Source organism: Streptomyces sp. SL06 (genome assembly GCF_058244745.1).
Map to the genome: position 1 here is coordinate 4,629,459 of NZ_JBSYOT010000002.1, position 26,590 is coordinate 4,656,048.

The 26,590-nt window shown below is 72.7% G+C and carries 23 protein-coding genes and 3 pseudogenes; 11 read left to right on the top strand and 15 right to left on the bottom strand.

Features of this window, described 5'->3' with window-relative positions; genetic code table 11:
* The first annotated feature begins 152 nt into the window (after positions 1-152).
* Positions 153-1,529 carry a M6 family metalloprotease domain-containing protein gene (locus AC4IHM_RS21185; RefSeq protein ID WP_490868578.1) on the top strand — a complete coding sequence of 459 codons (1,377 nt, stop codon included), beginning with the start codon at positions 153-155 and terminating at the stop codon, positions 1,527-1,529.
* A 127-nt stretch (positions 1,530-1,656) separates the two neighbouring features.
* On the opposite strand, the gene AC4IHM_RS21190 is transcribed toward AC4IHM_RS21185, so the two are convergent.
* From AC4IHM_RS21190 to AC4IHM_RS21230, 9 genes are all read right to left on the bottom strand, one after another.
* The gene (locus AC4IHM_RS21190; RefSeq protein ID WP_490868579.1) at positions 1,657-2,142 is read right to left on the bottom strand and encodes a hypothetical protein; all 486 of its coding nucleotides are present in this window, start codon (positions 2,140-2,142) and stop codon (positions 1,657-1,659) included.
* Between the two features lie 93 nt (positions 2,143-2,235).
* The gene (locus tag AC4IHM_RS21195) at positions 2,236-2,454 is read right to left on the bottom strand and encodes a DUF397 domain-containing protein (RefSeq protein WP_490868580.1); all 219 of its coding nucleotides are present in this window, start codon (positions 2,452-2,454) and stop codon (positions 2,236-2,238) included.
* Positions 2,455-2,875: 421 nt separating this feature from the next.
* A complete protein-coding gene (locus tag AC4IHM_RS21200) occupies positions 2,876-3,733 on the bottom strand; it encodes a helix-turn-helix domain-containing protein (protein WP_490868581.1) in 858 nt (285 codons plus the stop codon).
* Positions 3,717-4,229, bottom strand: a complete 513-nt coding sequence (locus AC4IHM_RS21205; RefSeq protein ID WP_490868582.1) for a DUF6879 family protein — start codon at positions 4,227-4,229, stop codon at positions 3,717-3,719. The genes AC4IHM_RS21200 and AC4IHM_RS21205 overlap by 17 nt, the downstream gene beginning before the upstream one ends.
* Before the next feature lie 4 nt (positions 4,230-4,233).
* Positions 4,234-4,449: a hypothetical protein gene (locus AC4IHM_RS21210; RefSeq protein ID WP_490868583.1), complete on the bottom strand. Its 216-nt coding sequence runs from the start codon at positions 4,447-4,449 to the stop codon at positions 4,234-4,236.
* Positions 4,450-4,641: 192 nt separating this feature from the next.
* Positions 4,642-6,009 (bottom strand): DEAD/DEAH box helicase family protein, encoded by a 1,368-nt coding sequence (locus tag AC4IHM_RS21215; RefSeq protein WP_490868584.1) that lies wholly within the window; start codon positions 6,007-6,009, stop codon positions 4,642-4,644.
* Positions 6,010-6,040: 31 nt separating this feature from the next.
* Complete coding sequence (locus AC4IHM_RS21220) at positions 6,041-7,648, bottom strand: hypothetical protein (protein ID WP_490868585.1); 1,608 nt, start codon at positions 7,646-7,648, stop codon at positions 6,041-6,043.
* Positions 7,639-8,994, bottom strand: a complete 1,356-nt coding sequence (locus AC4IHM_RS21225) for a hypothetical protein (RefSeq protein WP_490868586.1) — start codon at positions 8,992-8,994, stop codon at positions 7,639-7,641. Before AC4IHM_RS21225 ends, AC4IHM_RS21220 begins: the two co-directional genes overlap by 10 nt.
* The gene (locus AC4IHM_RS21230) at positions 8,891-9,844 is read right to left on the bottom strand and encodes a phosphatase PAP2 family protein (RefSeq protein WP_490868587.1); all 954 of its coding nucleotides are present in this window, start codon (positions 9,842-9,844) and stop codon (positions 8,891-8,893) included. The genes AC4IHM_RS21225 and AC4IHM_RS21230 overlap by 104 nt, the downstream gene beginning before the upstream one ends.
* Before the next feature lie 194 nt (positions 9,845-10,038).
* Here AC4IHM_RS21230 and AC4IHM_RS21235 point away from each other — a divergent pair, with 194 nt between their 5' ends.
* The 3 genes from AC4IHM_RS21235 to AC4IHM_RS21245 all read left to right on the top strand — a co-directional run bounded on the left by AC4IHM_RS21235 (position 10,039) and on the right by AC4IHM_RS21245 (position 12,261).
* The gene (locus AC4IHM_RS21235; protein ID WP_490868588.1) at positions 10,039-10,644 is read left to right on the top strand and encodes a histidine phosphatase family protein; all 606 of its coding nucleotides are present in this window, start codon (positions 10,039-10,041) and stop codon (positions 10,642-10,644) included.
* 298 nt (positions 10,645-10,942) lie between these two features.
* A complete protein-coding gene (locus AC4IHM_RS21240) occupies positions 10,943-11,326 on the top strand; it encodes a hypothetical protein (protein ID WP_490868589.1) in 384 nt (127 codons plus the stop codon).
* Between the two features lie 65 nt (positions 11,327-11,391).
* Complete coding sequence (locus AC4IHM_RS21245) at positions 11,392-12,261, top strand: spermidine synthase (RefSeq protein WP_490868590.1); 870 nt, start codon at positions 11,392-11,394, stop codon at positions 12,259-12,261.
* Positions 12,262-12,286: 25 nt separating this feature from the next.
* Here the strand turns inward: AC4IHM_RS21245 and AC4IHM_RS21250 are convergent, their stop codons facing one another.
* Entirely contained in the window at positions 12,287-12,844 is a 558-nt protein-coding gene (locus AC4IHM_RS21250) for a hypothetical protein (protein WP_490868591.1), read from the bottom strand.
* A 130-nt stretch (positions 12,845-12,974) separates the two neighbouring features.
* On the opposite strand from AC4IHM_RS21250, the gene AC4IHM_RS21255 reads away from it, so the two are divergent.
* The 3 genes from AC4IHM_RS21255 (at position 12,975) to AC4IHM_RS21265 (ending at position 16,692) form a co-directional block, all read left to right on the top strand.
* Positions 12,975-13,703 (top strand): response regulator transcription factor, encoded by a 729-nt coding sequence (locus AC4IHM_RS21255; RefSeq protein ID WP_490868592.1) that lies wholly within the window; start codon positions 12,975-12,977, stop codon positions 13,701-13,703.
* On the top strand, positions 13,700-15,112 hold the full coding sequence (locus tag AC4IHM_RS21260) for a sensor histidine kinase (RefSeq protein WP_490868593.1): 1,413 nt from the start codon (positions 13,700-13,702) through the stop codon (positions 15,110-15,112). Before AC4IHM_RS21255 ends, AC4IHM_RS21260 begins: the two co-directional genes overlap by 4 nt.
* 131 nt (positions 15,113-15,243) lie before the next feature.
* A complete protein-coding gene (locus AC4IHM_RS21265) occupies positions 15,244-16,692 on the top strand; it encodes a glycoside hydrolase family 18 protein (RefSeq protein ID WP_490868594.1) in 1,449 nt (482 codons plus the stop codon).
* Positions 16,693-16,792: 100 nt separating this feature from the next.
* Here the strand turns inward: AC4IHM_RS21265 and AC4IHM_RS21270 are convergent, their stop codons facing one another.
* From AC4IHM_RS21270 to AC4IHM_RS21285, 4 genes are all read right to left on the bottom strand, one after another.
* A complete protein-coding gene (locus tag AC4IHM_RS21270; RefSeq protein WP_490868595.1) occupies positions 16,793-18,235 on the bottom strand; it encodes a GH1 family beta-glucosidase in 1,443 nt (480 codons plus the stop codon).
* A 170-nt stretch (positions 18,236-18,405) separates the two neighbouring features.
* Positions 18,406-19,317, bottom strand: a complete 912-nt coding sequence (locus AC4IHM_RS21275) for a carbohydrate ABC transporter permease (protein WP_490868596.1) — start codon at positions 19,315-19,317, stop codon at positions 18,406-18,408.
* A 12-nt stretch (positions 19,318-19,329) separates the two neighbouring features.
* Entirely contained in the window at positions 19,330-20,343 is a 1,014-nt protein-coding gene (locus AC4IHM_RS21280) for a carbohydrate ABC transporter permease (protein ID WP_490870892.1), read from the bottom strand.
* 5 nt (positions 20,344-20,348) lie between these two features.
* The gene (locus AC4IHM_RS21285; RefSeq protein WP_490868597.1) at positions 20,349-21,674 is read right to left on the bottom strand and encodes an ABC transporter substrate-binding protein; all 1,326 of its coding nucleotides are present in this window, start codon (positions 21,672-21,674) and stop codon (positions 20,349-20,351) included.
* A gap of 363 nt (positions 21,675-22,037) precedes the next feature.
* Between AC4IHM_RS21285 and AC4IHM_RS21290 the strand changes: the two genes are divergently transcribed.
* Positions 22,038-23,093: a LacI family DNA-binding transcriptional regulator gene (locus tag AC4IHM_RS21290; RefSeq protein ID WP_490868598.1), complete on the top strand. Its 1,056-nt coding sequence runs from the start codon at positions 22,038-22,040 to the stop codon at positions 23,091-23,093.
* A 293-nt stretch (positions 23,094-23,386) separates the two neighbouring features.
* Here the strand turns inward: AC4IHM_RS21290 and AC4IHM_RS21295 are convergent.
* Positions 23,387-24,088, bottom strand: a pseudogene (locus AC4IHM_RS21295) (siderophore-interacting protein); the annotation flags it as partial.
* Between AC4IHM_RS21295 and AC4IHM_RS21300 the strand changes: the two are divergent.
* The 3 genes and pseudogenes from AC4IHM_RS21300 to AC4IHM_RS21310 form a co-directional block, all read left to right on the top strand.
* Positions 24,071-24,229: pseudogene (locus AC4IHM_RS21300) on the top strand (AraC family transcriptional regulator); the annotation flags it as partial. The pseudogenes AC4IHM_RS21295 and AC4IHM_RS21300 sit on opposite strands and share 18 nt — an antisense overlap.
* Before the next feature lie 108 nt (positions 24,230-24,337).
* Complete coding sequence (locus AC4IHM_RS21305) at positions 24,338-25,387, top strand: FecCD family ABC transporter permease (protein ID WP_490868599.1); 1,050 nt, start codon at positions 24,338-24,340, stop codon at positions 25,385-25,387.
* Positions 25,384-26,409 (top strand): annotated as a pseudogene (locus tag AC4IHM_RS21310) (FecCD family ABC transporter permease); the annotation flags it as partial. The gene AC4IHM_RS21305 and the pseudogene AC4IHM_RS21310, both read left to right, overlap by 4 nt.
* Positions 26,410-26,590: the final 181 nt, after the last annotated feature.

Genomic DNA, 26,590 nt, shown 5'->3' on the forward strand with positions numbered 1-26,590 from the left:
TCGTTTCTGCTCACACCTGGACCGGTTCTTTACGCCTCCGACCAGTTGTGACGTTCCGTGAATGCGCCCGGAGCGTCGGCCCGGAGACCTCCGCCGCCGCTCCCGACAGCTCACCCGTCCGGTGCAGGCGAACAGGGCGTAGTACGACAATCATGCACAAGCTGGGTGCGGTGTCCCGTCGACCGCGTCCGGAGGTTCATGTGCCGCGCCAGCTCCCGCTGAGGAGACTTCCCCGGGAGGCCCTCAAGGGGTTCGGCGCGGGCCGCCGGGCGCCGGGGGCGGCCCGGCCGAGGCTGCGCAGTACGGCGGCGGTGTGCACCACGTTGTCGGCGCTCGCCGCGACCTCCCTGATCACCGCCCCCTCCGTCGCCGAGCCCTTCTCCCCGGAGCCCTGCGCCCTCCAGCGCACCGGGGTGCACCACTCCGAGGGCCTGGACACCTGGGACACCGCCTATCCGCGGCCGGTGCGCACCCTGGACGCGGTGATGGTGTTCCTGTCCTTCCCCGACTCCCGGCCGCTGACGGCACCGGCCGAACTGGCCGCCGACCACTTCCCGGCCACCGGCGACTTCTTCCGGCGGGCCTCGTACGGCGCGTTCACGCTGCGCCCGCACCCGCTGCGGCACTGGATCCCGATGCCGAGCGCGTCGACCGAGTACGCCATACGGCGCGACTGGAGCCCCGAGCACCGGGCCGCCTATCTGCGCGACGCGCTCGCCGCCGCCGACCGGTACGTCGACTTCTCCCGCTACAACGTCGTCTACTTCGTCGCGGACCCGGACGCGCCCGGCGTGGACTCCGACGCCACGAAGGTCGTCAACATGGACACCCCGATGCGGGCCGACGGCACGGACATCCGGCGGGTCGTCACCGTCTTCGAGAACCATCCGCCGGACCGGCTGGTCCTGGCCCACGAGACCGGGCACGTCTTCGACCTGCCCGACCTCTACCACCGGCCCGTCGACGGCAAGGGCGACTGGGACACCCATGTCGGCGACTGGGACCTGATGGGCAGCCAGTTCGGACTCGCCCCCGACCTGTTCGGCTGGCACAAGTGGAAGCTGGGCTGGCTGGGGCCCCGGCAGGTGGCGTGCGTACGGGGCAGGGGGCCGACGCGGCTGACCCTGGAACCGCTGGCCGCGGGGCCCGGGGTGGAGGTGACCGGCGCCGCCGGGGCGCCGGCCTTCGGTCTCGGGCAGGGCACGAAGCTGGCCGTGGTGCGCACCGGCGCAGACAGCGTGCTCGCCCTGGAGGTCCGCACGCCGGTCGGCAACGACGCCTCCGCGTGCCGGGCGGGGGTGCTGGTGTACCGGGTGCGCAGCGGGGCGGAGTCCGGGGAGGGGCCGGTCGAGGTGGTCGACGCCCACCCGGACACCGCGGCCTGCTGGTCCGACTCGGTCCACCCCCCGCTCGCCGACGCCCCGGTGGGCCTCGGCGAGAGCTTCACGGTGCCGGGCGAGGGCGTACGGGTGGAGGTGGAGGGGCGTACGGCGTCCGGGGCGTGGACGGTGCAGATCACGCCGGGGTGAGCGCTGTCACGAGGATCGCGCCGACCAGGGCGGTGTGACGCCGCGGTGCGACTGCCCGGGTGGAGTCCGTACCTCTCGGGATCACCGGGGGGGGAGAGAGCGTCCGGGGCTTCGTTGCTGAGTGGGCCTACTGAGCCGGGCAGCCCAATTCCGGAGCCGAGCGGTTCGGGGAACAGCACACCAGAGCCAGGGACAGGAACGAGGGGCGTTCCAGGTAGCAGCCGTGCGACACATCCCCGCCCCAACGGAGGCGTTCGGCAGCGGAGTTGACCAGTATCGCCAGATGAGTGCTGTCACGGTCGGCGTCGGACATGAACCGGGGCGCGTACTCGGCGAGCCGTTCCCCGAGCCATTCGGCAGCTTCCTTTGGCTCGTCCCACGTCGCTTGGATCAGGGCGGGGGGCTTCATGAGCCAGAAGGCCGTTTCCATCGGAGGCAGATTGCCCGAGCGGAACTCGGCCGCGGCTTCTCGGTAGCGCTGATTGAGCCTGTGCCCGTCCCTGTCGTCCTCACCTGCTGGCGGGGGAGGCGGATTGGGGTGCGGGGGCCGCCGGTCTCCTTCGTGGTCGAGCCGTTCTCTGGAACCGGTCCACAGATACCCATGGTGGTGCACCGCTGGTTCCCCTTCGGGGTGCGCAAGGGAGTGGAGTCCGGCCGGTCTCCTCCTGTTGGAGGGGGCGGAGACCGGTCGGAGATGGGGTGGCCGTCAGGCGGAGACGGTGAAGCGGGCCGGGTCGATACCGGCCGCGTCCAGTTCCTCAGTGGTGAAACGCAGGGGCGTCAGGTCGGGCTTCTTGCTGTCGCCCAGCGCCCAGGCGCCCTCACCGATCTTGGTGAGGGTGACGCATCCTTCGGTGCAGGGGCCGCCGCACGCCTTGTTGAACACGGCGGTCTCGGAGATGGGGAGTTCGTACAGGTCGGTCATCGTGTGCCTTCCTGAGTAGACGACAGTCCAAGGGCGGGACTGTCCCCCGCCCGTGCCGGGCGGAAGTCATGGAGGAGAGAGGCCGTCTCAGGCCGTGTGGGAGAGCTTGGAAACCACCGCGACACCGGGGCGTGCGCGGAGGTCGCCCGTCCTCGGAAGGGTTATTGAAGGATCGAGCGGGAGCCGCCCACCGCGTCGGTAAGTCGTTCGCTCAAGAGTTCCGCTTCGGAAGGCAGGAGAACCATTTCCGTGTCGGCCACGTGCTTCCCGTTACGGGTGATCCACATGGGGACCCGAACGTTTCCGTCGTCATCCCGATACGCCTTCCGGCTCGGGATCGGGTCAAGTCGCCAGCCTCGCGGGGTCTTCGCTTCGCTCGCCATGAATCCATGGTCAGGCTCCAATGAGGCCCGAGGAAGAGCTAGTCGCGTTGATGCATAAATGCCTCGGATGCTTCGAGGAGAAACACTGAAGCGGCTTCACCCGTCAGGGCGTGCGACCAGAACAAATCAAACAGATTCAGGTGCTGGGTGATATCGCGAGGGTCACGCAGGATCACTTCCCCGGAGAACAGTTCGACCGTCACCAGGCGGTCGTCATAGGCGACGAAAATATTCATCGGGGTACCCGGAACCTGTACGCCCTGCGGAACTATCCCAATCTCCACATTGGGCTTCCGGTTGACCTCCGCCATATGCGCACACTGCGCCGCCATGGCTCCGAGGCTCGCCCGCTGCCACTTCACGGCCTGCTCCGTCAGCAGGAACCAGAAGGAGCGAGACGAGTCGTCCAGGATGGCTTGTCGGTCCATGCGGGCCTGCACGGCCCTGGCGACGTCCCTGGCCGGATCGCTGGGCACCATGGGCGTCAGCGTCTCAACGGCGTATTCGCGGACGTGCAGGAGACCGGTCGGGATGGCCGGCAGGAAGTGCCGCATCACGCGCGAGGACGACTCGAGCGCCTTCAACTCAGCTTGCTTGTGGTAGAGCCCGACGCGGGCGTACGCGCGCCAGGATGCGTAGTCCACGTTCGCCCGACGCGCCAACCGTAGAAGCTCGTCGGCAACTTCATCAGGGACCGCGAGAGCTTTGAGGATGCGCTCCACATCGATCACTGTGGGCAGCGCTCGGCCGGTTTCAATCCGGCTGATTTTCGTCTGACTCATGTTGCAGCGCAGCGCCAAGCGCTCGCCGCTCAGGCCGGAAGCGCGACGGAGACCCCGAAGGGCCTCCGCCAAATCCTTCCGCTCCCGTGCTTGTGCTTCAGGTTCGATAGGCACTGAATGGCACGGCACTTTCTAGGGCGAGATCCCGCCAGGCGAGATACTTACCGGTGTCCGGGTCTTGGATCAGCTCCCGATTGATCTGTGTTCCATCGGGGCGGTAGTTGAGGTGAACGACCGTCGATTCGTCGAACAACCAGAAGTCTTGTTCCGGCAGTCCTGGGTTCGGGCGGTCGGTCAAATCAACTATTTGATAGTCCTCCCCGGCCTCGACGTTGCCGGGGATGCACCACTCAAACAGGTACCGGCTGTACGGGGTGAGCGGACGGCGCACGATCTTGGCACGGGTCATCGTCCGACCGGCCGCCGCATGGCCCCGGATCGTCTGGTGCCACGCTGCGTTGAACCCCTCCGGCCGCCCGGCTCCCGCAAGGAAGTCGCGGACCGACTCGGCCTCGGCGGGCATGGTGTACGTCTGGTGCACTTCGAGCCGGAAGGCGGAACGCTTGAAGTCGCGGAAGTACGCCTGCCACGCGTCGCCGTCGAGCAGCACGGGGCTAGAGCCATCCACGGGCACGGGCCGCCTCCTTCAGGATCTCCTCCGGGATCAACACGACCGATTCGCCATCGGGCGTCGGGTGGGTCACGTCGTAGCCTTGGATCGCCAACATCCCGGGCTCCGGCGCCTCGTACACGGTCGGGCAGTCGCCGTTCCCGCACTTGTCGTCGTCGCTCGTGCACGGGCCGCCCGCGATCATGCGTAGTTCGTCCACTGAGACCCTCTCCGGTCTGGTGTGGTCAGCAAGCTACGGATGGCTTTCCCACGACACAAGGTGGGCCCGCCCTTCAGTCACGTACCCGCATAACTTGGTGGGCGCGAGTCAGGGCACTTGCCTGCTGACCAGCGGTGGGGGAGGGCTTGCAGCCCAGGCGCGCATGACCGGTGGCAGGCGACGCCGGGTGGCTCAGGGGCGCCAAGACACTCGATGGGATTGAAGGTGATCCCATGTGGTGGCCATGGCGTCCCAGCCGTCCGGGAACTTCACCAGCGTTCCCAGTTGGACCGGTTCCGTGGACGGATAGTCGTCCAGCAGCCCGTCCACCCCCTCGCGGCAGACCACGACGCACGCGTGCCGGTGGCGGGAGGTCAGGACGCACAGGCGGCCGGTCTCCAGGTGGAAGGCCGTGGCGTCGGGGCGGCCGGAGAGGGGGTGGAGGACGACCGTCACGTCGTACTCGCGTCCCTGGAGGCGGTTCGCCGTGTCCACGGTCACCTCGTGCACCCCGAGGTCGGCCAGCGCGGAGCGCACCGCCGCCGCCTGGTCCCGGTGCGCGGTGCCGACGGCGACGCGGGCGGCGGTCAGGGGGACCGGGGAGGGGGAGCGTTCGGAGGTCGCCGCGCCCTTACGGTCCAGGAGGCGCCGGACCACCGCCGCCACCGCCCGCACCGCCTCCGGGTCGGTGCGCGGCGTGTGCCGGGCGGGCAGCTCCAGCAGGCCCCAGCCCGAGACGGCGGCCTCGTCGATCACCCGGTCGGGGCCCGAGCCGTCCGACGGCACCGCGAAGGCCAGACTCCGGTCGCCGTGGTCCGTGCCGCTGCGGAACGGCGTGTACGGGTAGAACGCGTCGGAGACCAGGCGCGCCGCCGACGCCGGGAGCCGCCAGGACACCGGCAGCCGGTGCTGGGGCAGGTCCGGGTTGTGGGCGAGGAGCGTCGTCACGGCGGACGCCGACGGGTCGTACGACAGGCCCGCCCACTGCTCGCTGCCCACCGTCGCGAACGGGTCCAGCTGGCCCGGGTCACCCACGAACAGCGCCCGCTCGAACAGCCCGGCGACCGCCAGCAGCGAGTCGGAGCGCATCTGGTACGCCTCGTCCACGATCGCGTGCCGCCACGGCTCGTCCACCGTGACGTGCGCCCACTTCGCGGCGGTCGACAGGACGACCGCCTGCCCGGCGAGGTCGGCGGCCTTCGCCGACTTGCGTACGTTCTCCAGCGCGTCGAGCGCCCTGTCGTACGGGTCGGCGTCACTGCTGTGCAGGCGGCCCACCGGCAGCTCGGGGTTCTTCTCGGCGAGGCGCAGGACCAGGTCGTCGACCTGGGCGTTGGTCTGCGCCACGACCATCAGGGGCCGGCCCGCCTCCGCCAGCTCCAGCGCCGCCCGGACGACGAGCGTGGACTTGCCGGCCCCGGGCGGGGAGTCCACCACCACACCCCGCCGGGTGCCGTGCAGGGTGTCGTGGAGGATCGCGGCGGTGGCGCGGGCTGCCTCGGCGCCCGGGTCGAAGGGGCCGGCAGGGGCGGCGGACGCCGAGGGGGCGTCGGCGGTCACAGGAGGTCCTCCTCGGTCTGGGCGTCGGCGGTCACAGGAGGTCCTCCTCGGTCTGGGCGTCGGCGGCCTCCGGCACGGCGGCCGTCTCACCCGGCGGGCCGCCGTGCGTCCACGGCGTCCGCTCCGGGTCGGGCAGCTTCGCGCCGCCCCGCTGCTCGTGCTCGAAGAGCGTGAAGCAGACCAGGTCCCCCTTCTCGGGCACCGAACCCGCCTCGGGCTCCTTGCCGCGGCCCATCTTGTCCACGATCCGCACGACGAACAGCCCGTCGTCCAGGTCGCCCCCCGGCCCGACGTACTCCGCCGTCTGCGGCCTGCCGCCCAGCGACCGGTAGACCTTGACCCGCTCGCCCAGATGCGGCCGGTCGTCCGTGCGGACCGTAACCAGCGGGCGCGGACTCGGCCGCCTGCTCTCGCTGTACGCCATCACGACATCGGTGACCTCCCCCGCGAACGCCTCCCCGGACAGCCGCCGCCCGGCCATCACCAGCGGGTCGTCCAGCGCCTCCTGGGCCTCCAGCCGGGCCTGCTCGCGCTCGCGCGTGGCCAGCTTGTTCGCCGCCGTCACCGCGTCGTCGCGGCGCGGCTGCGGGGGCTCGCCGGCCAGGATGCGGTCCCGGTGGGAGGTGAACGACCAGCGGTCGCGGGTCCGGCGCTCCTCGACATGCGCCCCGGCGGGCAGCTCCCGCAGCAGGTCGAGGCCGCGCCACACGGCGTCCCAGGTGGGGCGGGTCCGGCTGGCGACCAGGTCGCGGACATCCCGCTCGGCGGCGGTGAGCGCGCCGAGCCGCTCGTCGGCCGCCACGCCGTCCTCGGCGGCGGCGAGGGCGGTACGCGCGCGGTCGTAGCGCTCGATGGCGGGGGCGAGCAGCTTGTTGTCGAAGGCCGGGTCGGTCGCCGGTCCCGCCGGCGGGCACAGCAACTGTCCGTCGGCGTCGCGCGCGAGTTCGGCCAGGCGCGCGGCCTGGGCGCCGGTCCCTTCGCCCTCGCGCGGGGCGATCCACGCGAGCAGCGCCCCCAGGTGCTGGTCCTCCAGCGTGGACTGCCCGGTCGCCCAGTGCCGGCCCAGCAGGTCGGTCATGGCGAGGAGCAGGGAGGAACCGGGCACCCGGTACCGCTCGCCGTAGTGGGTCAGCCACCGCCCCAGCAGCGGCACCCTCGGCGGCGCGGGATACGGCGTCTCGGGGTCCTGCTCCGCCGTGCGCCGAAACCGCATGGACCGCCCCAGCAGCCGTACGAAGTCGACGCCCGCGCGGCTCGGCACGATCAGCTGCGCGGCGTCCGCGCACAGGTCGACCTCGACCTTGACCCGCTTGCCCGTCTCCGGGTCGGTCTCGGTGCGCTCGGCGGCCTCCACCCGGTCGGCGTACGCCTCGATGTGCGGCAGCACGATGTCGGCCAGCTCGGCCAGGAACGCGAAGCGCAGGTCGCGGTCGCGGGGCTGCGGGACGACCAGCAGCCGCGGCGCGTCCCGGTCGGTGCCGGCCAGCGCGCCCAGCGGGGCACCGGCCTCACCGGCGGTGATCAGCGGCACGAAGACCAGCGGCCGGTCGGACAGATGCCGGTGCCGGACGGTGGCGGCGGGCTGCGCACGCCCGGCGCGCACGGCCTCCAGCCGGGCGAGCGTGGTGATCAGCGACATCCGTCCACCCCACCGACCCCGCCACCGCCGATGGCGGACCCCACCCCACCGGCAACGCCCACCGCACGGGCCGGGCCGCCGGCCACGGCGTCGCCCCGGTCGCCGCCCGTGGCGCGGGTGCCGGCAACGCCCGTCGCAGCGGTCCCCCCGACGGGCGTCCCGGGGGCGAGCCTGTCGGCGGCCGTCGCGAGGGCCTCCGTGCGCAGCCGCGCCGCGCGGCGCAGGGCCGCCACCGCCGGGTCGTCCGGGTCGCCGGCCTCGCCGCGGGCCGCGGCCAGTACCTCCTCGACCGTCGACAGGCCGCCGAGTTCGGCCCGCACCGGGCGGCCGAGCGAGGTCACCGCGCCCTCCTCGCGGGACCGGGCACGGCAGTGGAAGGCCAGCTCGCAGGCGGACAGGCACTCGGGCGCGTACGTCGCCGGAACCGACTCGACCGCCGCCGTCAGCTCCTCGGCCGGCAGCCCGGGGGAGAAGCAGACCCCCTCGGGAAGCGCGTCGGCGATGTCCTCGATGCGGGTGAGACGGGCGAGCTGGCGGTCGGTGACCGCGCACTGCTTGCGCACGTCGACCGCGGACGCGGTGGGCAGGTTGGAGAAGTCCCTGGGGCAGACGAGCAGCACCCGGCGGCGTACGCGCGGAGCGGGGTCCAGGCGGGCGGCGACCCGGTCCAGGGCCAGTACGTACACCGCGGCCTGTCGCGCGGCGGCGCCGACCTTCGCCGGGTCGGCGGAACCGTCCAGCATGGGGAAGGACTTGATCTCGACGACCGTCCAACTGCCGTCCGGATGCACCACCACCGCGTCCGGCTCCAGGAAGGCGGGGGAACCGGCGACATCGAGGGCGAGCATCGGATGGCCGAGCAGCGTCCAGGCGCCGGGAGTGCTGGTGGCCTCGCGCAGTGCCAGCGAAGTACGCGCCGCGCGCCCCTCGGGGCCGGTCGCGGACAGGTCGGGCACGTGCGCTTCGGCGGGCGGCTCGGCGCCCCGGTCCAGCTTCTCGTGCGCGAGCCTCAGCAGTTCGGCGCCGCCGTCCGCCTTGACCCGCGCCTCGAAGGCGTTGCCCCGCGTGAGGGCGAACTGCGACTGCCCGAAGGCCGAGGGCGAGCCCAGCGCGCTCGCGAGCGAGGCCTTGTCCACCCCGGCGCCGTCGAGGATCGCGCGCCGGCGGCACCCGGGGTTGGCGGCGAGGGCGGCCAGGGCGCGCGCGTCGAGTGCCTTGGCCGGTACGTCGGGACCGCGCAGCTCAGCGAGCCGGTGCCGGAGTCTCGTCCCCCGCGTCCGAGGGGGCGGGGTCCGGCTCGGCTCCCGGTCCGAACCGCTGCTCGCGCTGCCGTGGGAATCGCTCACCCGCGGAAGTCTGGCATCCACCACTGACAATCGTGGAACCCGCGCCGCCCGGGCCCCTCGTGGCCGGTGTGAAACGGGCCGCGATCCCCGTCCGCACCCGGCCCGCGGTCCGCAGCACGAACGGCGTCAGCAGCAGCCCCACGCCCATCACGGCCGCGCCGGCGACGGCGTCCAGGAAGTAGTGGTTGGCGGTGCCCATCACCACGACGACGGTCACCAGCGGGTAGACGACGCCGGCCGCCTTCGTCGCGCGCGTGCCGCCGTAGCGCCACAGCATCACCCCGCACCACAGCGCCCAGCCCACGTGCAGGCTCGGCATGGCCGCGTACTGGTTGGTCATGCCGCCCAGACCGCGCGGCGCGCTCGCCTCGTCGCCCCACCAGCCGTACGAGCTGTACTGGGCCATCGTGTCGACGAAGCCGTGACTCGCGTCCAGCAGCCGGGGCGGGCAGGTCGGCAGGAGCGTGAAGCCGATGAGGCCGATGAACGTGGACGTCATCAGCCAGGTGCGGGCGGCCCGGTAGCGCACGGCGCGGGAGCGGAAGATCCAGATCAGGACCGCCGGGGTGACCAGGTAGTGCAGCGACGCGTACCAGAAGTCGGCCGGCACGCCGAGCCAGGGCTCGCGGGTGAAGAGGCGGTTGAGCGGGTGCTCCGCGTTGAGGAACACCGCCTGCTCGACGCGCAGGATGGCCAGGCCGTGGTCCACCGCGTCGGAGACGTTGCCGCGCACGAGGAGGCGGCCGGCCGAGTAGCAGGCGTACACGAGGACGATGAGCGGCAGCTCGGTCCACCAGCGCAGCCGAGTCTGCGGGGCTGCCTCGGTGCCCGGTGTCTCGGTGTGCGGCAATCCGATCGCCCTCCCCCTTCGTGTTTCTCGCGCGCCTGGACGGACACGGGCGTGCCACTCTACGGCCTCCGTGCGCCCGCCTCACGGAGCGCCTTCGGACCGGATAGACGCCGGGATCGCCCCCCGGGTTGCCCGTGCGGGGGGTGCGGGATGATGGGGGCGACCCCGCGACATTTCTCCGGAAAGGCCTCTTCATGGCACCGCGCATCCTGCTGGCCCGGCATGGACAGACGCAGTGGTCGCTGTCCGGCAGACACACCGGCAGGACCGACGTACCGCTCCTGGGGGAGGGCCGGCGCGGCGCCGGACTGCTCGGCGAGCGGCTGCACCGGGCGCCGCTGAAGGGGCTGCCCGACGCGGAGGTGCGGACCAGCCCGCTGGTCCGCGCGCGGGAGACCTGCGAACTCGCGGGCTTCGGCGAGCGCGCCCGGGTGTGGGACACGCTGATGGAGTGGGACTACGGCGCGTACGAGGGCATGACGCCGGACGAGATCCGGGCGGTGCGGCCCGGCTGGCTGATCTGGCGGGACGGGGTTCCCGAGGGGGAGAGCCTCGCGGAGGTCACCGCGCGCGCGGACGAGGTGGTGGCGTGGGCGCGGGAGGCCGACCGGGACGTCCTCGTCTTCGCCCACGGGCACATCCTGCGCTCGATCGGGGCGCGCTGGCTGGGACAGCCGCTGGAGTTCGCGGCACGGATCCGCCTCAACCCGACATCGCTCTCGGTGCTGGGCTGGGCCTACGGGGAACCGGCCCTGGAGAGCTGGAACGACCTGGGACACCTGGTCGGCTGTGGCAGCTGACCCCGCGACCGCCTGAAGGCGGGGTTCGGCCGCGGCGGCCGTTCGGGCCGGGCGGAGGCCACCGTCAACGTCGCCATGGCCAGGTCCTCTCGTGCGGACCGTCGAACCGTGCCGGATTCACCACGCACCGTTTGGTCACAAACCGGATGTATCACCCACGATCTGCCATGAACTGCCATCCTTTGCGGCTGATTTGCGCCGTAGCCGTTGACGGTCTCGCGCGTTGAACCGGGTGGACCGGGAGGCTCCCGACTCCCGACCCGCTCGTCCGAGGAGGAGTTCCGTGGTGGAGGCCGGGATGGAAACCAGCCCAATCAGCTTTGTCCCCTGCGACGCCTGTGATGTCGTCACCGTGCCGACCCGGCAGGGTCTTGAGGCGGTCGACATTCTCAGGCGGGGAGCCGGTGAGGGGGTGGGCTCCGTGATCCACGACGACGGCTGCGACACGCTGGGATTCCTCGTGCCGCCGGGCACGGCCGCCGCCTGGGACGTGCCGGGGAGCACCTGCGTGGAGACGGACGGCCGGGGACTGAGCCTCAACGTCGAGTCCGAGCCGCCCGTGGAGGGCTCGGACTGGCTGCTGCCGCCGGGCGAGGCGGACCCGGCGACCGACCCCGCCGTACTGCGGGCCGCGCTGGGCGAGGCGGCCCGGCTGATCAGGGCCGCGGACAGCTGTCGCTGATCCCGCTGCCGCCGGTCCCCGGTCCCCGGGGCACGGCGGGGTCCGGCGCCGCCGATAATGGCCCGATGGGAAAGTCCGGGAAGGCCCGCCGCGGGCGCGCCGCCGCCGAAACCGTCGTCGAGCACGTCGACGGCGGCCTCGCCGAGCTGGTCCCCGACCGGGACCGGCCCCGGGCCCGCACGCTGCTGATCGACGGCGCCCCGCAGTCCCACGTCGACCCGGACGACCCGACGTACCTGTCCTTCGGGTACCAGCGCCGGATCGGGCACGTCATCGACCTGGCCGCCCCGCCCGGCAGGCCCGTCCGGGCCGTGCACCTCGGCGGGGGCGCCCTCACCCTCGCCCGCTACGTCGCCGCCACCCGGCCCCGCTCCACCCAGCAGGTCGTCGAGCGGGACGCCGGCCTCGTCCGACTGGTCCGCCGGGAGCTGCCCCTCGATCCCGGCGCGCGGATACGGGTGCGCTCCGCCGACGCCCGCGCGGGACTGGCCAAGGTGCCCGACGGCTGGGCGCACCTGATCGTCGCGGACGTCTTCGGCGGGGCCCGTACGCCGGCCCACCTCACGTCCGCCGAGTTCCTCGACGAGGTCCGGCGCGCGCTCGCGCCCGGCGGGGTCTACGCCGCCAACCTCGCCGACGGCCCGCCGCTCGCCCATCTGCGCGGCCAGATCGCCACCGCCGCCCACCGCTTCGCGGAACTCGCCCTCGTCGCCGACCCCGCCGTGCTGCGCGGCAGACGCTTCGGCAACGCGGTCCTCGTCGCCTGCGACCACCCGCTGCCGGTCGCCGAACTCACCCGCCGCGCCGCCTGCGACCCGCACCCGGCGCGCGTGGAACACGGCCGGGGGCTGACCGACTTCACCGGCGGCGCCGTACCCGTGACGGACGCGTCGGCGGTGGACTCGCCCGCACCGCCGGCCTCCGCCTTCGGGTGACCCGGCGGCCGGCTCGGCGGTGGATTCAGTAGTTGCCGATCTCCACCCGCGGCGGCCCGTCGTGCCAGGTGCAGAACACCGACACCCGGTCGGCGCCCGAGGTGAACTCCACCCGGATCCACGACTCCGTCTTCCACACCTGCATCGACCAGCCCGCGTCCGGCGTCGCCGACACCAGGGACGCCGACGACGTACCGAGGTCGAACACCGCACGGCCGCCGTCCGTGTCGTAACTCCTGACCTCTCCCGAGGTGCTGGGGGAGGGGCTCGGGCCCGCGGGCGCCGGGGGCGTGGTGGAGGGCGCGGTCGGTGACGGCGCGGGGTCCGGCTCGCGGGGCGTGCGGCTCGGGGTCGGCGACGGGCTGCCCGACGGCGAGGGGCGCCGGGTGGAGGAGGCCGGCGTCTGAGAGTCCTCGGCGTCCCGCGGGTCCCGCCTGTCGGCGTCGGCCGCCGTGATGGGCAGCGCGCGGGGGGCGTCGTAGGCCGTGCCCGCCATCACCGTGCGGACGCCCCACCACGACAGCGTGACCGCCGCGCCGGTGGCGAGCAGCCAGGCGAGTACGTGTACGAGTCCTCTGCGCATCGCGGCCATACTGCCTCACCCGTCGCACAGGTGTCGCCCCAACGGAGTGGGAACGAGGCGGGAATCGGGGCCGACCGGAGTTGTCCACAGGCCCGCACCGGGTCGGTCCGCATGGCGTACGGTGCCGCCCATGGCAAGTGTGCTCGTCGTCGAGGACGACCAGTTCGTACGCTCGGCGCTCATCCGGCATCTGACCGACGCCTCGCACCTGGTGCGCAGCGTCGGTACGGCCCTGGAGGCGCTGCGCGAGGTCGCCCATTTCCGCTTCGACGTGGTCGTCCTCGATCTCGGACTGCCCGACCTGGACGGCTCCGAGGCGCTGAAGATGCTGCGCGGCATCACCGACGTACCGGTGATCGTCGCCACCGCCCGGGACGACGAGACGGAGATCGTACGGCTGTTGAACGCGGGCGCGGACGACTACCTCACCAAGCCGTTCTCCGTCGAGCACCTCTCGGCCCGCATGGCGGCCGTACTGCGCCGGGCCCGCACCGACCCCGCCCAGGCGGCGCCGTCGACCGTCATCCGGGTCGGCGGCCTCACCGTCGACCCGCTGCGCCGCCAGGCCGAACTGGACGGTGTGCGGCTCGACCTGACCCGCCGCGAGTTCGACCTGCTCGCCTTCCTGGCCGGCCGGCCGGGCGTCGTCGTCCCCCGCAAGGAGCTGCTCGCCGAGGTCTGGCAGCAGTCCTACGGCGACGACCAGACCATCAACGTCCACCTGTCCTGGCTGCGGCGCAAGCTGGGCGAGACCGCGGCCCGGCCGCGCTATCTGCACACCCTGCGCGGGGTCGGAGTGAAGCTGGAGCCGCCCGCCGAGCCGGCCGCGGGGCTGCCCGGAGCGGAGCCGCCACGATGAGATGGGCCCTGGTCAAGGTGTCGTTGGCGGTCACCGCAATGGTCGTGGTCGCCTTCGCGGTCCCGCTCGGACTCGTCATCCGCGAGATGGCCCGGGACCGCGCCTTCTCCAACGCGGAACGGGAGGCCGCCGCCGTCGCCCCGGCGCTGTCCATCACCACCGACCGCGACCAGTTGGAGCGCGTGGTCGCCTCCGCCGGCTCGGACACCGGGATGGCCGTGCACATACCGGCGTCCGCCTCGGGGGCCGGCGGCGCCACCGACATCGGGCGGCAGCGCGCCACCGACGAGGACATCGCCGCCGTACGCGAGATGGGGCGGGCCTCCACCGCCGAGGTGGCCGGCGGCTCCACCCTGCTCCAGCCGGTCGCGCTCAGCTCCGGCGAGATCGCGGTCGTCGAGGTGTACGTCCCCGAGTCCGCCGTCACCAACGGCGTCGGCACGGCCTGGGCGGTGCTCGCCGCGGTCGGCACCGCCCTGATCGTCGGCTCGGTCGCGGTCGCCGACCGGCTGGGCGTACGGATGGTGCAGCCCGCGCGGCGCCTGGTCGAGGGCGCGCACGAACTGGGGGAGGGCAAGCTGGGCGCGCGGGTGCCCGTGGAGGGGCCGAACGAACTGCGGCTCGCGGCGGTCGCGTTCAACTCCATGGCCGACCAGGTCGTGCAACTCCTCGCCAACGAGCGGGAGCTGGCCGCGGACCTGTCCCACCGGCTGCGTACCCCGCTGACCGTGCTGCGGCTCAACGCGGCCTCCCTCGGCGACGGACCGGCCGCGGAGCAGACCCGGGCCGCCGTCGAGCAGTTGGAGCGCGAGGTCGACACGATCATCCGCACCGCCCGGGACGCCAAACCGCAGACGGCCGCGGCCGGTCCCGGCGCCGGGTGCGACGCGGCCGAGGTGGTCCGGGAGCGGATGGGGTTCTGGTCCGCGCTCGCCGAGGACGAGGGCCGCAAGTGGCGGGTGGCCGGCGCCGACCGGCCGGTGCGCATACCCGTGGCCCGCACCGATCTGGCCGCCTCCCTCGACGCCCTGCTCGGCAACGTCTTCCGGCACACCCCCGAGGGCACGGCCTTCGCGGTCGACCTGCACAACGGCGAGGACGCGGTGATCGTGCTCGTGTCGGACGCGGGCCCCGGCATACCCGACCCCGAGGCGGCGATGGCCCGCGGCCGGGGTTCGGGCAGCGACGGCTCGACCGGGCTCGGCCTGGACATCGTGCGCCGGCTGGCGGAGTCGACGGGCGGCGACGTACGGATCGGCTCGTCCGTGCTCGGCGGCACCGAGGTGCGGATCTGGATCCAGCTGGACGGGCGGACGGCGCCGGTGCGGCGCGGGCACCGGGGGGCGGTGCGGCGGCGCCGGCACCTGCGGCCGGCCGCGACCTTTAATCGGTCCCGATCCCTTCCTTAAGCCCACCCTAAGAACCCCAACCCCCGTCCGGTACAGGCTCTTTGCCCGGTTCCGGCCCGCTAGCGTGCTGTCGCACCCCCTCCCCCCACGCAGCCCCCGGCGGGGGCACCGTGAACAGTGAAGGCAGGCACGTGATGACGCACCGACGCAAGGTCAGCGGCAGGAACAAGGCGATCGGCGCACTCGTCGCGGCGGCCGTGGCCGGCGGTGGCGCGCTGATGTTCACCGGCGCGGCCCAGGCGGCCGGAGCCGACGCCGTCTACACGAAGACCAGCGAGTGGTCGACCGGCTACACCGGCCAGTACGTCGTCACCAACAACAGCGGGCAGACGAAGCAGGACTGGACGCTGGAGTTCGACCTGCCCGAGGGCACGAAGCTCGGCTCGCTGTGGAACGCCGAGTCGAAGGTCGCCGGGCAGCACGTCACCGTGACCCCGCCCAAGTGGGACACGGACGGTCTGCGGGCCGGCGAAGCCGTCACGATCGGCTTCGTCGTCAACGGCACCGCGGACCCGGCCGGCTGTCTCATCGACGACGCCACGTGCTCCACGGACGACGGCGCCGTCCCCGAGCCCGGTGGCCGCCCCACCGAGCCCCCGGCCCCCACGGCCACCCCGGCCCCCACGCCGACCGACACCGACACCGCCGAACCGGCACCCACCGGGACCCCCGGCAGCGGCACCGCCACCGGGGCCGGCTTCGCCCCGTACGTCGACACCTCCCTCTACCCGGCCTTCGACCTGGTGGCGGGCGCCGAGGCGACCGGTGTGAACGACTACACCCTCGCCTTCGTCACCGACGGCGGCGGCTGCACCCCCAAGTGGGGCGGCGTCACCGACCTCGCGAGCGACGCCGTGGCGAACCAGATAGGCGCCCTGCGCGCCAGGGGCGGCAACGTCCGCGTCTCCTTCGGCGGCGCGAGCGGCTCAGAGCTGGCCACGGCCTGCACATCGGCGGACGCGCTGGCCGCGGCGTACGGCGAGGTCGTGGACACCTACGGGCTCACCAAGGTCGACTTCGACGTGGAGGGCGGCGCGCTGCCCGACACGGCCGCCAACACCCGGCGTTCCCAGGCCATCGCCGCGCTGCAGAAGCAGCACCCGGACCTGAACGTCTCCTTCACCCTCCCCGTCATGCCCGAGGGCCTGACCCAGGCGGGCGTCGACCTCCTCGCCGACGCCAAGGACAACGGAGTGCGCACCGACACCGTCAACATCATGGCGATGGACTACGGCCCCGCCTACAGCGACGACATGGGCACCTACGCCGAGCAGGCGGCCACCGCCACCCAGGCCCAGATCAAGGGCGTCCTCGGCCTGTCCGACGACGACGCCTGGAACACGGTCGCCGTCACCCCGATGATCGGCGTCAACGACGTGGCCACCGAGGTCTTCCAGGTCGAGGACGCCACCCAGCTGGTGGAGTTCGCGAAGTCCAGGGGCCTCGGCGGGCTGTCGATGTGGTCCGCGACCCGCGACAAGGTTTGCCCCGGCGGTCCGAAGCCCTCGGCCGACGCCACGTGCAGTTCCATCGACCAGGAGGAGAACGCCTTTTCGAAGGCTTTCGCCGCCTACCAGTAGGACCGGGCTCCCCCCACACCGGTCCTGCGAGCGGGGCGCGGCATCCCACCCCGGGACGCCGCGCCCCGCGTCTTCCCGGCCCCGCCGTCCGGGCGGCCGGCTACTCGCCGGCCCACTCCACCGGCGGGAGCGTCCCCGTGCCGGCCGCCCGCCCGTACCACAGGGCGCTCGACTTCGGGGTGCGCTGCTGGGAGGCGTAGTCGACGTACACCGCGCCGAACCGCTTCTCGTAGCCGTAGGCCCACTCGAAGTTGTCCATCAGGGACCACAGGTAGTAGCCGCGCACGTCGGCGCCGTCGGTGATGGCCCGGCGGACCGCCTTGAGGTGGCCGTCCAGGTAGGCGACCCGCTCGGGGTCGTGCACCGTGCCGTCGGCCCCGGGCTTGTCGTCGTAGGCGGCGCCGTTCTCGCTGATGTACAGGGGCAGGCCGGGGGCCTCCCGGTGGTAGCGCATGATCAGCTCGTGCAGGCCGGTCGGGTCGACGCTCCAGCCCATCTCCGTACGCTCGCCCGGCGGCTGGTGGAAGGCCACGTCGTCCGCGCCGGGCCACGGCGAGTGGTCGCTTGAGCCGTGACCGTCGGCGCGCGGGGCGAGGGAGTCGGCGTCGGCCGCCGAGACCACGGTGGGCGTGTAGTAGTTGAGGCAGATCGCGTCCAGCGGCTGGCGGATCAGGCCCAGGTCGCCGTCCTGGACGTGCGACCAGTCGGTGACCGGCGCCGTCGCCTCCAGCAAGGACTGCGGGTAGGCGCCGTGCAGGATCGGGCCGTGGAAGACGCCGCCGGACAGGTCGTCGATCTTCCGGGCCGCCGCCAGGTCCGCCGGGCTCTGCGACAGCGGCCGGACCACGGAGGTGTTGAGGCTGATCGCCACCGAGTTGCGGGCCGGCATCACCGAACGCAGCGCCACGGTGCCCAGGCCGTGCGCCAGGTTCAGGTGGTGCGCGGCGCGCAGCGAGGCCGCCGGGTCGGTGCGGCCGGGGGCGTGCACACCGGAGGCGTAGCCCAGGAAGGCCGCGCACCACGGCTCATTGAGGGTGATCCACTGCTCCACACGGTCGCCGAGCGCCTCGCCGACGATCTGCGCGTACTCGGCGAACCGGTACGCGGTGTCCCGCTCCGGCCAGCCGCCCGCGTCCTCCAGCTCTTGCGGCAGGTCCCAGTGGTAGAGGGTGACGGCCGGCTTGATCCCGGCGGCCAGCAGCTCGTCCACCAGGCGGCGGTAGAAGTCCAGGCCGCGCTGGACGGCGGGGCCGCGGCCGGTCGGCTGCACCCGGGGCCAGGAGATGGAGAAGCGGTAGCCGCCCAGGCCCAGGTCCTTCATCAGCGCCACGTCGTCGCGGTAGCGGTGGTAGTGGTCGACGGCGATGTCACCGGTCTCCCCGCCGGCCGTCTTCCCCGGCGTATGGCTGAAGGTGTCCCAGATCGAGGGGGTGCGGCCGTCCTCCCGCACCGCGCCCTCGATCTGGTACGCCGAGGTGGCGGCGCCCCAGAGGAAGGCAGGGGGGAAGGTGACCGGGGTCACCTGCGTTGCGGACTCAAGCATGGAAGCGCTCCCATTAACGGCGATTCGTGACGGGTCGTGGAAGACCGGCGGGTGAGAAGGACGAGGGGGGAAGAGGGAGAAAGAGGAGAAGAGGGGACGAGGAGAAGAGGGGAAGGGAAGGGAAGACCCGGGGGCCGGGGCGGCGGCGGCCCGGTCCCCGGGGTGAGAGGTCAGCCCTTGACGGCGCCCTGCATGATGCCGCCCACGATCTGCTTGCCGAAGATCGCGAAGACCAGCAGCAGCGGCAGCGTGCCGAGCAGCGCGCCGGCCATGATCAGGGACTGGTCCGGGGTGTAGCCGCGGCCCAGTCCCGCGATCGCCACCTGCACGGTCGGACTGCCGTTCTGCGTGAGCACCAGGAACGGCCACAGGAAGTCGTTCCAGGACTGCACGAACATCAGCATGCCGAGCACGGCCATCGCGGGCCGCGCCGCCGGGAACACCACGTGCCAGATCACCCGCCAACTGCTCGCGCCGTCCACGCGCGCCGCCTCGATGATCTCGTCAGGCAGCGCCTGGAGGAGGTACTGCCGCATGAAGAACACGCCGAACGCGTTCACCAGGGACGGCAGGATCACCGCCTGGAGCTGGTCGGACCAGTCCAGCTTGGCGACCATCATGTACAGCGGGATGATGCTGAGCTGCGGCGGCACCATCATCGTGCCGATCACGATCAGCATCAGCGCGTTGCGCCCCCGGAACCGCAGCTTGGCGAAGGCGAACCCGGCGATCGTCGACAGGAAGACGATGGTGAAGGCCGAGATCCCGGCCACGATGGTGGTGTTGAGGAACGCCTCGCCGAGGTTGGCGTCCCGCCAGGCGACCTCCAGCTTGTCGAACAGGTTGGCGCCGAACCAGAAGGGCGGCGGCGTCTGCGCGAGCCGCTGGTTGTCGCGCGAGGCGGCGATCGCCGTCCACACCAGGGGGAACAGCGAGCCGATGGTGAACACGGCGAGGATGAGGTAGGCGATCGGCCCGGCGTGCAACTGCCCGCCGGCCCGGGACGCCTTGGAGCCTCGCCGGCCCCGCCGGGGCGGCTCGGGTGCCGCGTCGGCCGGGGGTTTCGTCAGGGTCGTCGTCACGGCCGGTTCTCCTTAACTACTGGCGCGCAGCCGGCGCGAGATGACGGAGTTGAGGATCCCGATCAGGATGAGGATCAGGAACATCGCCCAGGCGATCGCGGAGGCGCGGCCCAGGTGCTGGTTGACCCAGCCCTGCTCGTACAGGTAGAGGCCGAGCGTCTGGAACTGGTGCTGGGAGCCGCCCGAGGCGCCCTTGTTGGCGTCGAACAGCAGCGGCTCGCCGAAGACCTGCGAGGCGCCGATGGTCGACACGACGACCGTGAACAGGATGGTCGGCCGCAGCGAGGGCAGCGTGACGTGGAGGAACTGCCGCCAGCGGCTCGCGCCGTCCAGCGCCGCCGACTCGTAGAGGTCCTGCGGGATCGCCTGCATCGCGGCCAGGTAGATCAGCGCGTTGTACCCGGTCCAGCGCCAGATGACGATCGAGGAGACGGCGAACTGGGAGGGCCACTTCTCGTTCTGCCAGTCGACCTTGTCGAGGCCGACCGAGTCCAGTATCCAGTTGATCATGCCGTAGTCGCGGCCGAAGAGCAGCACGAAGACCAGCGAGGCCGCGGCGATCAACGTCGCGTACGGCGCCAGCATGACGACCCGGTAGAACGTCGAGGCACGCAGCCGGTAGTTGAGGATGTGTGCCAGGCCCATCGCCATCAGCAACTGCGGCACCGTCGAGATGATGCCGATGGTCAGCGTGTTCCGCGCGGCGTTCCAGAAGAACTCGTCGTCGAAGATCCGGGTGTAGTTGTTCAGCCCCGCCCACTTCATGTCGGTGGGCGCGGTCAGCTCCACCGTGTGCAGCGAGGCCCAGCCGGTGTAGATCAGCGGGAACAGGCCGAAGGCGAGGAAGAGAAGGAAGAACGGTGAGACGAACGCGTACGGGCTCCAGCGCATGTCCCGCTGCCAGCGGCGGGAGAGCCGGGCCCTCTTGCGCTGCTCCGCCTCCTGCGACGCCCCGGAGCCCGGCGGGCGGCCCGGGGCCGCGCCCCCCTTGACGGGGGACGCGGCGGTGTCGTGCCGGGTGGCCATTCCGGTCACTTCTCCAGGTTGTTGTCGATGGTCTTCACGGCGTTGTTCCACGCGTCCTTGGGCGACTTGCCCTGGGCGACGAGGATGACGCCGTTGTCGGTCAGACCCTGCTGGATGATCTGGTCCTTCGGGCCGATGACCTGGGTCGGGATCGCCTCGGCGGCCTTGGCGAACAGCTCGCCGATCGGGGCGTCACCGGTCATGTCGTTCTTGGCGCCGGTCACCTCGGACGACTGGTACGCCCCCGGGGCGCTCGGGAAGCTGCCCTGCACGGCGAACAGCTTGGCCTGCTGCTCCGGCGCGGTCAGCCAGGTGATCAGCTTCTGGGCCTCCTTCACGTGCTTGCCGCTCTTGGGCACGCCCAGGAAGGTGCCGCCCCAGTTGCCGGACTTCGGGGCCACGGCCACGTCCCACTTGCCGGCCGCGTCGGGCTGCGACTTGCCCTTGATGTAGCCGAGCATCCACGGCGGACAGGCGACGGTGGCGAACAGGCTGTTGGAGATGGTCTGGTCCCAGGCCGGCTGGAACTGGGTCTGCGACTGGACCAGTCCCTTCTCGGCCGCGTCCGCGGTCAGGTCGAAGGCGTCCTTGACGGCCGGGTTGGTCTTGTAGACGACCTTGCCGGAGGCGTCGTAGAACCTCTCCTCCTCACTGCTGAGGACGGCGTTGATCAGACCGCCGGGGGAGTCCATGAAGTAGGTGCCCTTGCCGGCGCCCTTCTTGTACTTCTCGCCGACCGCTATGAACTTCTTCCAGTCGCCGGCCCACAGCTTGCCGACCTCCTCGCGGTCGGTCGGCAGGCCCGCCTTCTCGAAGAGGTCCTTGCGGTAGCAGACCGCCATGGGGCCGATGTCGGTGCCCAGGCCGATCGTGGCGCCGTCCTTGGTGGTGGCCTGCTGCCACTTCCAGTCCAGCCAGTTCTCCGGCTTGACGCCCTCGGCCCTGCTCATGTCCTCGAACTTGCCGGCCTGGGTGGCGACGACCTCGGCGATGTTGCCGACCTCGATGGCCTGCACGTCCTGGAGGCCGCTGTTGGTGGTGAGGTGGTTCACCAGGGCGGGGTAGTAGTTCTCGTTCCGCTCGGTGACGTTCTCCTGGATCTTGATGTCCGGGTTGAGCTTCTCGTACTCCTTGTAGAGGCCGGCCTCCTTGAAGCCCATCGTGCCGAACAGACCGAGGGTGATCGTCGTCTTGCCGCTGCTGCCGCCCGACGAGGAGCCGTCCTCGTCGCTCCCGTCGTCGGCACAGCCGGCCAGCAGCCCGGCGCCCAGCGACGCGATGGCCGCCATGACCACCACCTTGCGGGCGGATCGTGTACGTGCTGCTCGCATTGCGTCCTCCTGTTGCCCTGACGTGCCGACCCCCCGGCCAACTCCGTGGTTGGACCCGCTGCTTCATGTCGTTCGTTCGTCGCTGCGGCTCGGGCGGGGAACGTGCGGGATGTGTATGTGCCAGGTAGTGTGGGAGCGCTCCCACAAGTGATGTGTTGAAGAGTCGTCGGTCCGGGCGGGGGTGTCAAGGGAGCGGACACGACCAATTGCGTTCAGTTATCGGCCTGTTAACCGGACGTTGCGAGCGGCCCGGAGGCACCCCGCAGGACCGTGGGACCCCGGAGCCGGTCATTACACCCGACCGGCCTGTTAAATTCCAGGCCAGCCGCAGAGTGCGGGGGTGTTGGACGGGAGGCGGAGCCGATGGCAGGCCACGGAGCGCGTGGGCGGAGCGGTGGCCGGCCCACCCTCGAAGAGGTGGCGGCACGGGCGGGCGTCGGCCGAGGCACGGTCTCCCGGGTGATCAACGGCTCGCCCCGGGTCAGCGACGCCACCCGGGCGGCCGTCGAGGCGGCGGTCGCGGAACTCGGTTACGTCCCGAACACGGCGGCCCGCGCCCTGGCCGCCAACCGCACGGACGCGATCGCCCTGGTGGTGCCCGAGCCGGAGACCCGCTTCTTCGCGGAACCGTACTTCTCGGACATGCTCAAGGGTGTCGGCTCCGAGCTGTCCGACACCGAGATGCAACTGCTGCTGATCTTCGCGGGCAGCGACCGGGAGCGCGAACGGCTCGCCCAGTATTTGGCCGCACACCGGGTGGACGGCGTGCTGCTGGTCTCGGTGCACGCCGACGATCCGCTGCCCGACCTGCTGAGCCAGCTGGAGATCCCGGCGGTGATCAGCGGCCCGCGCTCGGCCGGGGAGTCGCTGGCCTCGGTGGACTCGGACAACTACGGCGGCGCCCGCTCGGCCGTCGAGCACCTGCTGTCCCGGGGGCGCCGGACCATCGCCCACATCACCGGCCGCCTCGATGTCTACGGCGCCCAGCGACGCGTCGACGGCTACCGCGAGGCCCTGCGCGACGCGGGCCACGAACCGGACGAACGGCTGATCGAGGCGGGCGACTTCACCGAGGAGGGCGGGCGCCGCGCGATGGCGGAGCTGCTGCGCCGCCGTCCCGGCGTCGACGCGGTCTTCGCCGCCTCGGACGTCACGGCGGCGGGCGCCCGCCAGGCCCTGCGCGAGGCGGGCCGGCGCATCCCGGACGACGTGGCGCTGGTCGGCTACGACGACTCGGCCATCGCCCGCCACATGGATCCGCCGCTGACGAGCGTGCGGCAGCCCATCGAGGAGATGGGCCGCGCGATGATAGACCTGCTGCTGGCCGAGATCGCGGACCGCCGGCCGGCGGCCGCGCGGGGCCTGGAACGCCACCAGGTGGTACTGGCGACGGAACTGGTGGAACGCGCGTCGTCCTGACCCTCCGGCGAGCACGGGACGCGGCGCCTCGTGCGCCGGGCCCTGTCCTTACGGTGGTGCCGCGCCCTGCCTTCCCGGCCTTGCCGGGGCCGCCCTCACGTGTGCCATGCCGTCCGGGGCGCGGGTGTTGCGGGTGCCGTAGGTGCGGTGGGTTCGGGCGGGGCGTCCGCGTCGCGGCGGGTGCGGCGGGTGTGGCTCCGTTCGCCGGAGTGCTGCCCGCGAGCCGGTCCGGGGTGGTGGTGCCCGGCCCTCTGCCGGGCGGTGGGCCGGGGCGGGACGGTGCGCGGGGCGTGTCAGGGACGGTGCAGGAGGGTGGCCTCCGTGCCCCAGCCGAGGGGGACGACGCGGGTGACGTGCCAGCCGGTCCGCCGTGCCAGGGCCGCGACGGCGGCGGAGTCGCGCAGCGGGCTGCCGGTGGCGGCGTAGGCGTGCAGTGCCGCCTCGGCCGCGCGCGGGCTCAGGCCGTCGGGGCGGGAGGCCTCGACGACGATCGCCGTGGAGGTCCAGGCGGCCAGCTCGGTGAGCAGGCGCGCGGCCTCGTCGTCGGTCCGGTACGCGAGGGCCTTCGCGGTGACGGCGACATCCGCGGGCCCCGCCGACCAGTCGAAGCGCTCCGGCGCCCGCACCGACCCGCGCAGCACCGCGGCGGGCACCTCGCCCTCCGCGACGCGCAGCCGCGGCCGGCGCCCGGCGTCGTCGAGGGCGGCGGCCACGGAGGCGCTGCCCGGCCCGGTGAGCAGACAGCTCTCGACGCCGTCCCAGAGCGGGTCGGCCGTCAGACCGGCAAGCAGGAACACCAACTGCTCGCATTCCTCGACCAGTTCGCCGTACCGTTCGGCGTCGCAGGACACCGTGTCGTGCAGGGTCGTCCGGGTGGCCTCCTGCCGGGGCGGGACACCGTTTCGCAGCGCGGGAGCGAACCCGGCGAGCGCGAGCAGCAACTCGGCCTCCTGGCCCACGTACTCCTCCCGCTCGTGGCCGTCGAGCACATCCTCGGCGGCGGCGAGCTGACGGCGGCGGCCAGGGCGGCAGGCTACGCGACCCGGGCCGGACTGCTGCGCGCGCTGAGCCGGGAGTCCGGCATCCCGGCCGACGCGCTCACGGCGGACGCGGTGGGCGCGCTCGGCGGCCGCTGAAGCGGGTCCGGGGGCTCGGGCGGAAGCACGTCTGTTCATGGGGTTCGGCCGGTGTGCGCAAGCCGTCGGCCGGTCCGCCCGTACGGGCGGACAGCTCAAGGAGATTGGATGGCACAGGCGCTCGCGGCGACGGCCGCGCGCCCACCGGCCCGGTCGCCGCGCCCCGCGGCGCGCCGGCTGCTCGGCCTCGGCGCCGCCGTCGGCGTGCTCCTCGTGGCGGTGCTGCTCAGCATCGCGGTCGGCTCGGCGATGCTCTCGCCCGGCGTGGTGTGGCAGGCGCTCACCGCCCCCGACGGCTCCGCGTCCCACGCCACCGTCGGCGAGGCCCGCGTCGACCGCACCGTGCTCGGCATCCTCGTCGGGGTGTCCCTGGGCGTGGCGGGCGCCCTCATCCAGGCGCTCACCCGCAACCCGCTCGCCGACCCCGGGGTCCTCGGGGTCAACGCCGGCGCCGGTTTCGCCGTCACCCTGGGCGTGGCCGTCCTCGGGGTCACCCGCATCGAGCAGTACCTGCCCTTCGCGTTCGCCGGGGCGATCGCCGGCTCGGCCGTGGTCCACCTCGCCGCGAGCGGCGGACGGGGCGGACCCTCGCCCCTGCGGCTCACGCTCGTCGGAGTCGCGTTCACGGCGGTGCTCTCCGGCATCTCCCAGACACTCGCACTGATCGACACGGAGAACTTCGACCGCATGAGGTTCTGGGGCGCGGGCTCCATCGCCGACCGGCCGGGAGGCACCGCGGCGGCGATCGCCCCCTTCGTCCTGGCCGGTCTCCTGGTCGCCGTCTGCTGCGCGCGCCCGCTCAACGCGGTCGCGCTCGGCGACGACGCCGCGCGAGCCGTCGGGCTGCGCATCGGCGCGACCCGGTTCGCCGTCGTGATCGCGGTGACGCTGCTGTGCGGCGCGGCGACGGCCGCGGCGGGCCCGCTGATGTTCGTCGGGCTCATGGTGCCGCACGCGGTGCGATGGCTCACCGGGCCCGACTGGCGCTGGATCCTCGCCTACTCGGCCGTCCTCGCCCCGGCGATCGTGCTGGCCGCCGACGTCCTGGGCCGGGTCGTCGTGATCCCCTCGGAGCTGCCGGTCGGCGTGATGATGCCGCTCATCGGCGCGCCCATGCTCATCGTGCTGGTGCGCGGCCGACGGGCGAGGGCGCTGTGAGCGGCACGCTCGTCCTGCGGGCCGGACCGGTGAGCCTGCGGGTGGCGCGGCGCTCCGCCGTCGTATGCGCGGTACTGGGGCTGCTGCTGACCGGGCTGGCCCTGTGGGCCTTCACCCTGGGCAGCTTCCCGCTGAGCCTCGGCGACCTGTCCTCCGCGCTCACGGGCACCGCGCGCGGCAGTGTCCGCAGGGTGGTCCTGGAGTGGCGGGCGCCGCGCATCGTCGCCGCCGTGCTGTTCGGCGCGGCCCTCGCGGTGGGCGGCGCGATCTTCCAGTCCCTCACCCGCAACCCGCTCGGCAGCCCCGACGTGATCGGCTTCACGACCGGCTCGTACACCGGTGTCGTACTGACCCTGCTGGCGGGGGCGACCAGCTACTCGGCGCTCGCGGCCGGGGCGCCGGCCGGGGGCCTGGCGACCGCGTTCGGCGTGTATCTGCTGGCGTTCCGGCGCGGGGTGCAGGGCTTCCGGCTGATCGTCGTGGGCATCGCGGTCGGGGCGCTGCTCGCCTCGGTCAACACCTGGTCCTCGGTGAAGGCCGACGTGGACACCGCGCTGCGCGCCGCGGTGTGGAACGCCGGCTCGCTGAGCGCCGTCGACTGGCACGCCGTCGGTATGGCCGCCGTGCTCGCGGTGGTCGCGGCGGCGGCGCCGGTGGCGCAGCGCAGGATGCGGCGGCTCGAACTCGGCGACGACACGGCGGCGATGCTGGGGGTGCCGGTCGAGCGGACGAAGCTGCTGCTGGTCGTCCTCGGGGTGGTCGCGACGGCCGCGGTGACTGCCGCGGCGGGCCCCATCGTGTTCGTGGCGCTGGCGGCACCGCAGATCGCCCGCCGCCTCACCGGCCACGGAACGTCCGTCGACCTCGCCGGCTCGGCACTCGTCGGCGCGGTGCTGCTGCTCGGCGCGGACATCGCGGCACAGCACGCGATCCCGGGCGTGATCCTGCCGACCGGCGAGGTCACGGTGTGCGCCGGCGGCGCGTATCTGCTGGTGCTGCTGGCACGGGAGAGCCGACGCGGCTTCTGGCGCTCCCGGCGCGGGGCGGCCCGCTCGGCCGGTGACGCGGTCAGGGCTCGCGCGGGACCACGAACCCCCGCACCGGCCGCCGCCCCTGCGACTCCCGCGCCGCCGACCGCAGCGCACGCTTCCACGCCGCGACGGGGTCCGCGTAACGGGGGTCGATCCATTCGGACACGGTGCC

Coding starts and splice junctions, on each gene's coding strand:
- AC4IHM_RS21185 (WP_490868578.1), top strand. CDS start 153: ATGCACAAGCTGGGTGCGGTGTCCCGTCGACCGCGTCCGGAGGTTCAT.
- AC4IHM_RS21195 (WP_490868580.1), bottom strand. CDS start 2,454: ATGACCGACCTGTACGAACTCCCCATCTCCGAGACCGCCGTGTTCAAC.
- AC4IHM_RS21220 (WP_490868585.1), bottom strand. CDS start 7,648: ATGTCGCTGATCACCACGCTCGCCCGGCTGGAGGCCGTGCGCGCCGGG.
- AC4IHM_RS21235 (WP_490868588.1), top strand. CDS start 10,039: ATGGCACCGCGCATCCTGCTGGCCCGGCATGGACAGACGCAGTGGTCG.
- AC4IHM_RS21240 (WP_490868589.1), top strand. CDS start 10,943: ATGGAAACCAGCCCAATCAGCTTTGTCCCCTGCGACGCCTGTGATGTC.
- AC4IHM_RS21245 (WP_490868590.1), top strand. CDS start 11,392: ATGGGAAAGTCCGGGAAGGCCCGCCGCGGGCGCGCCGCCGCCGAAACC.
- AC4IHM_RS21250 (WP_490868591.1), bottom strand. CDS start 12,844: ATGCGCAGAGGACTCGTACACGTACTCGCCTGGCTGCTCGCCACCGGC.
- AC4IHM_RS21255 (WP_490868592.1), top strand. CDS start 12,975: ATGGCAAGTGTGCTCGTCGTCGAGGACGACCAGTTCGTACGCTCGGCG.
- AC4IHM_RS21260 (WP_490868593.1), top strand. CDS start 13,700: ATGAGATGGGCCCTGGTCAAGGTGTCGTTGGCGGTCACCGCAATGGTC.
- AC4IHM_RS21270 (WP_490868595.1), bottom strand. CDS start 18,235: ATGCTTGAGTCCGCAACGCAGGTGACCCCGGTCACCTTCCCCCCTGCC.
- AC4IHM_RS21280 (WP_490870892.1), bottom strand. CDS start 20,343: ATGGCCACCCGGCACGACACCGCCGCGTCCCCCGTCAAGGGGGGCGCG.
- AC4IHM_RS21285 (WP_490868597.1), bottom strand. CDS start 21,674: ATGCGAGCAGCACGTACACGATCCGCCCGCAAGGTGGTGGTCATGGCG.
- AC4IHM_RS21290 (WP_490868598.1), top strand. CDS start 22,038: ATGGCAGGCCACGGAGCGCGTGGGCGGAGCGGTGGCCGGCCCACCCTC.
- AC4IHM_RS21305 (WP_490868599.1), top strand. CDS start 24,338: ATGGCACAGGCGCTCGCGGCGACGGCCGCGCGCCCACCGGCCCGGTCG.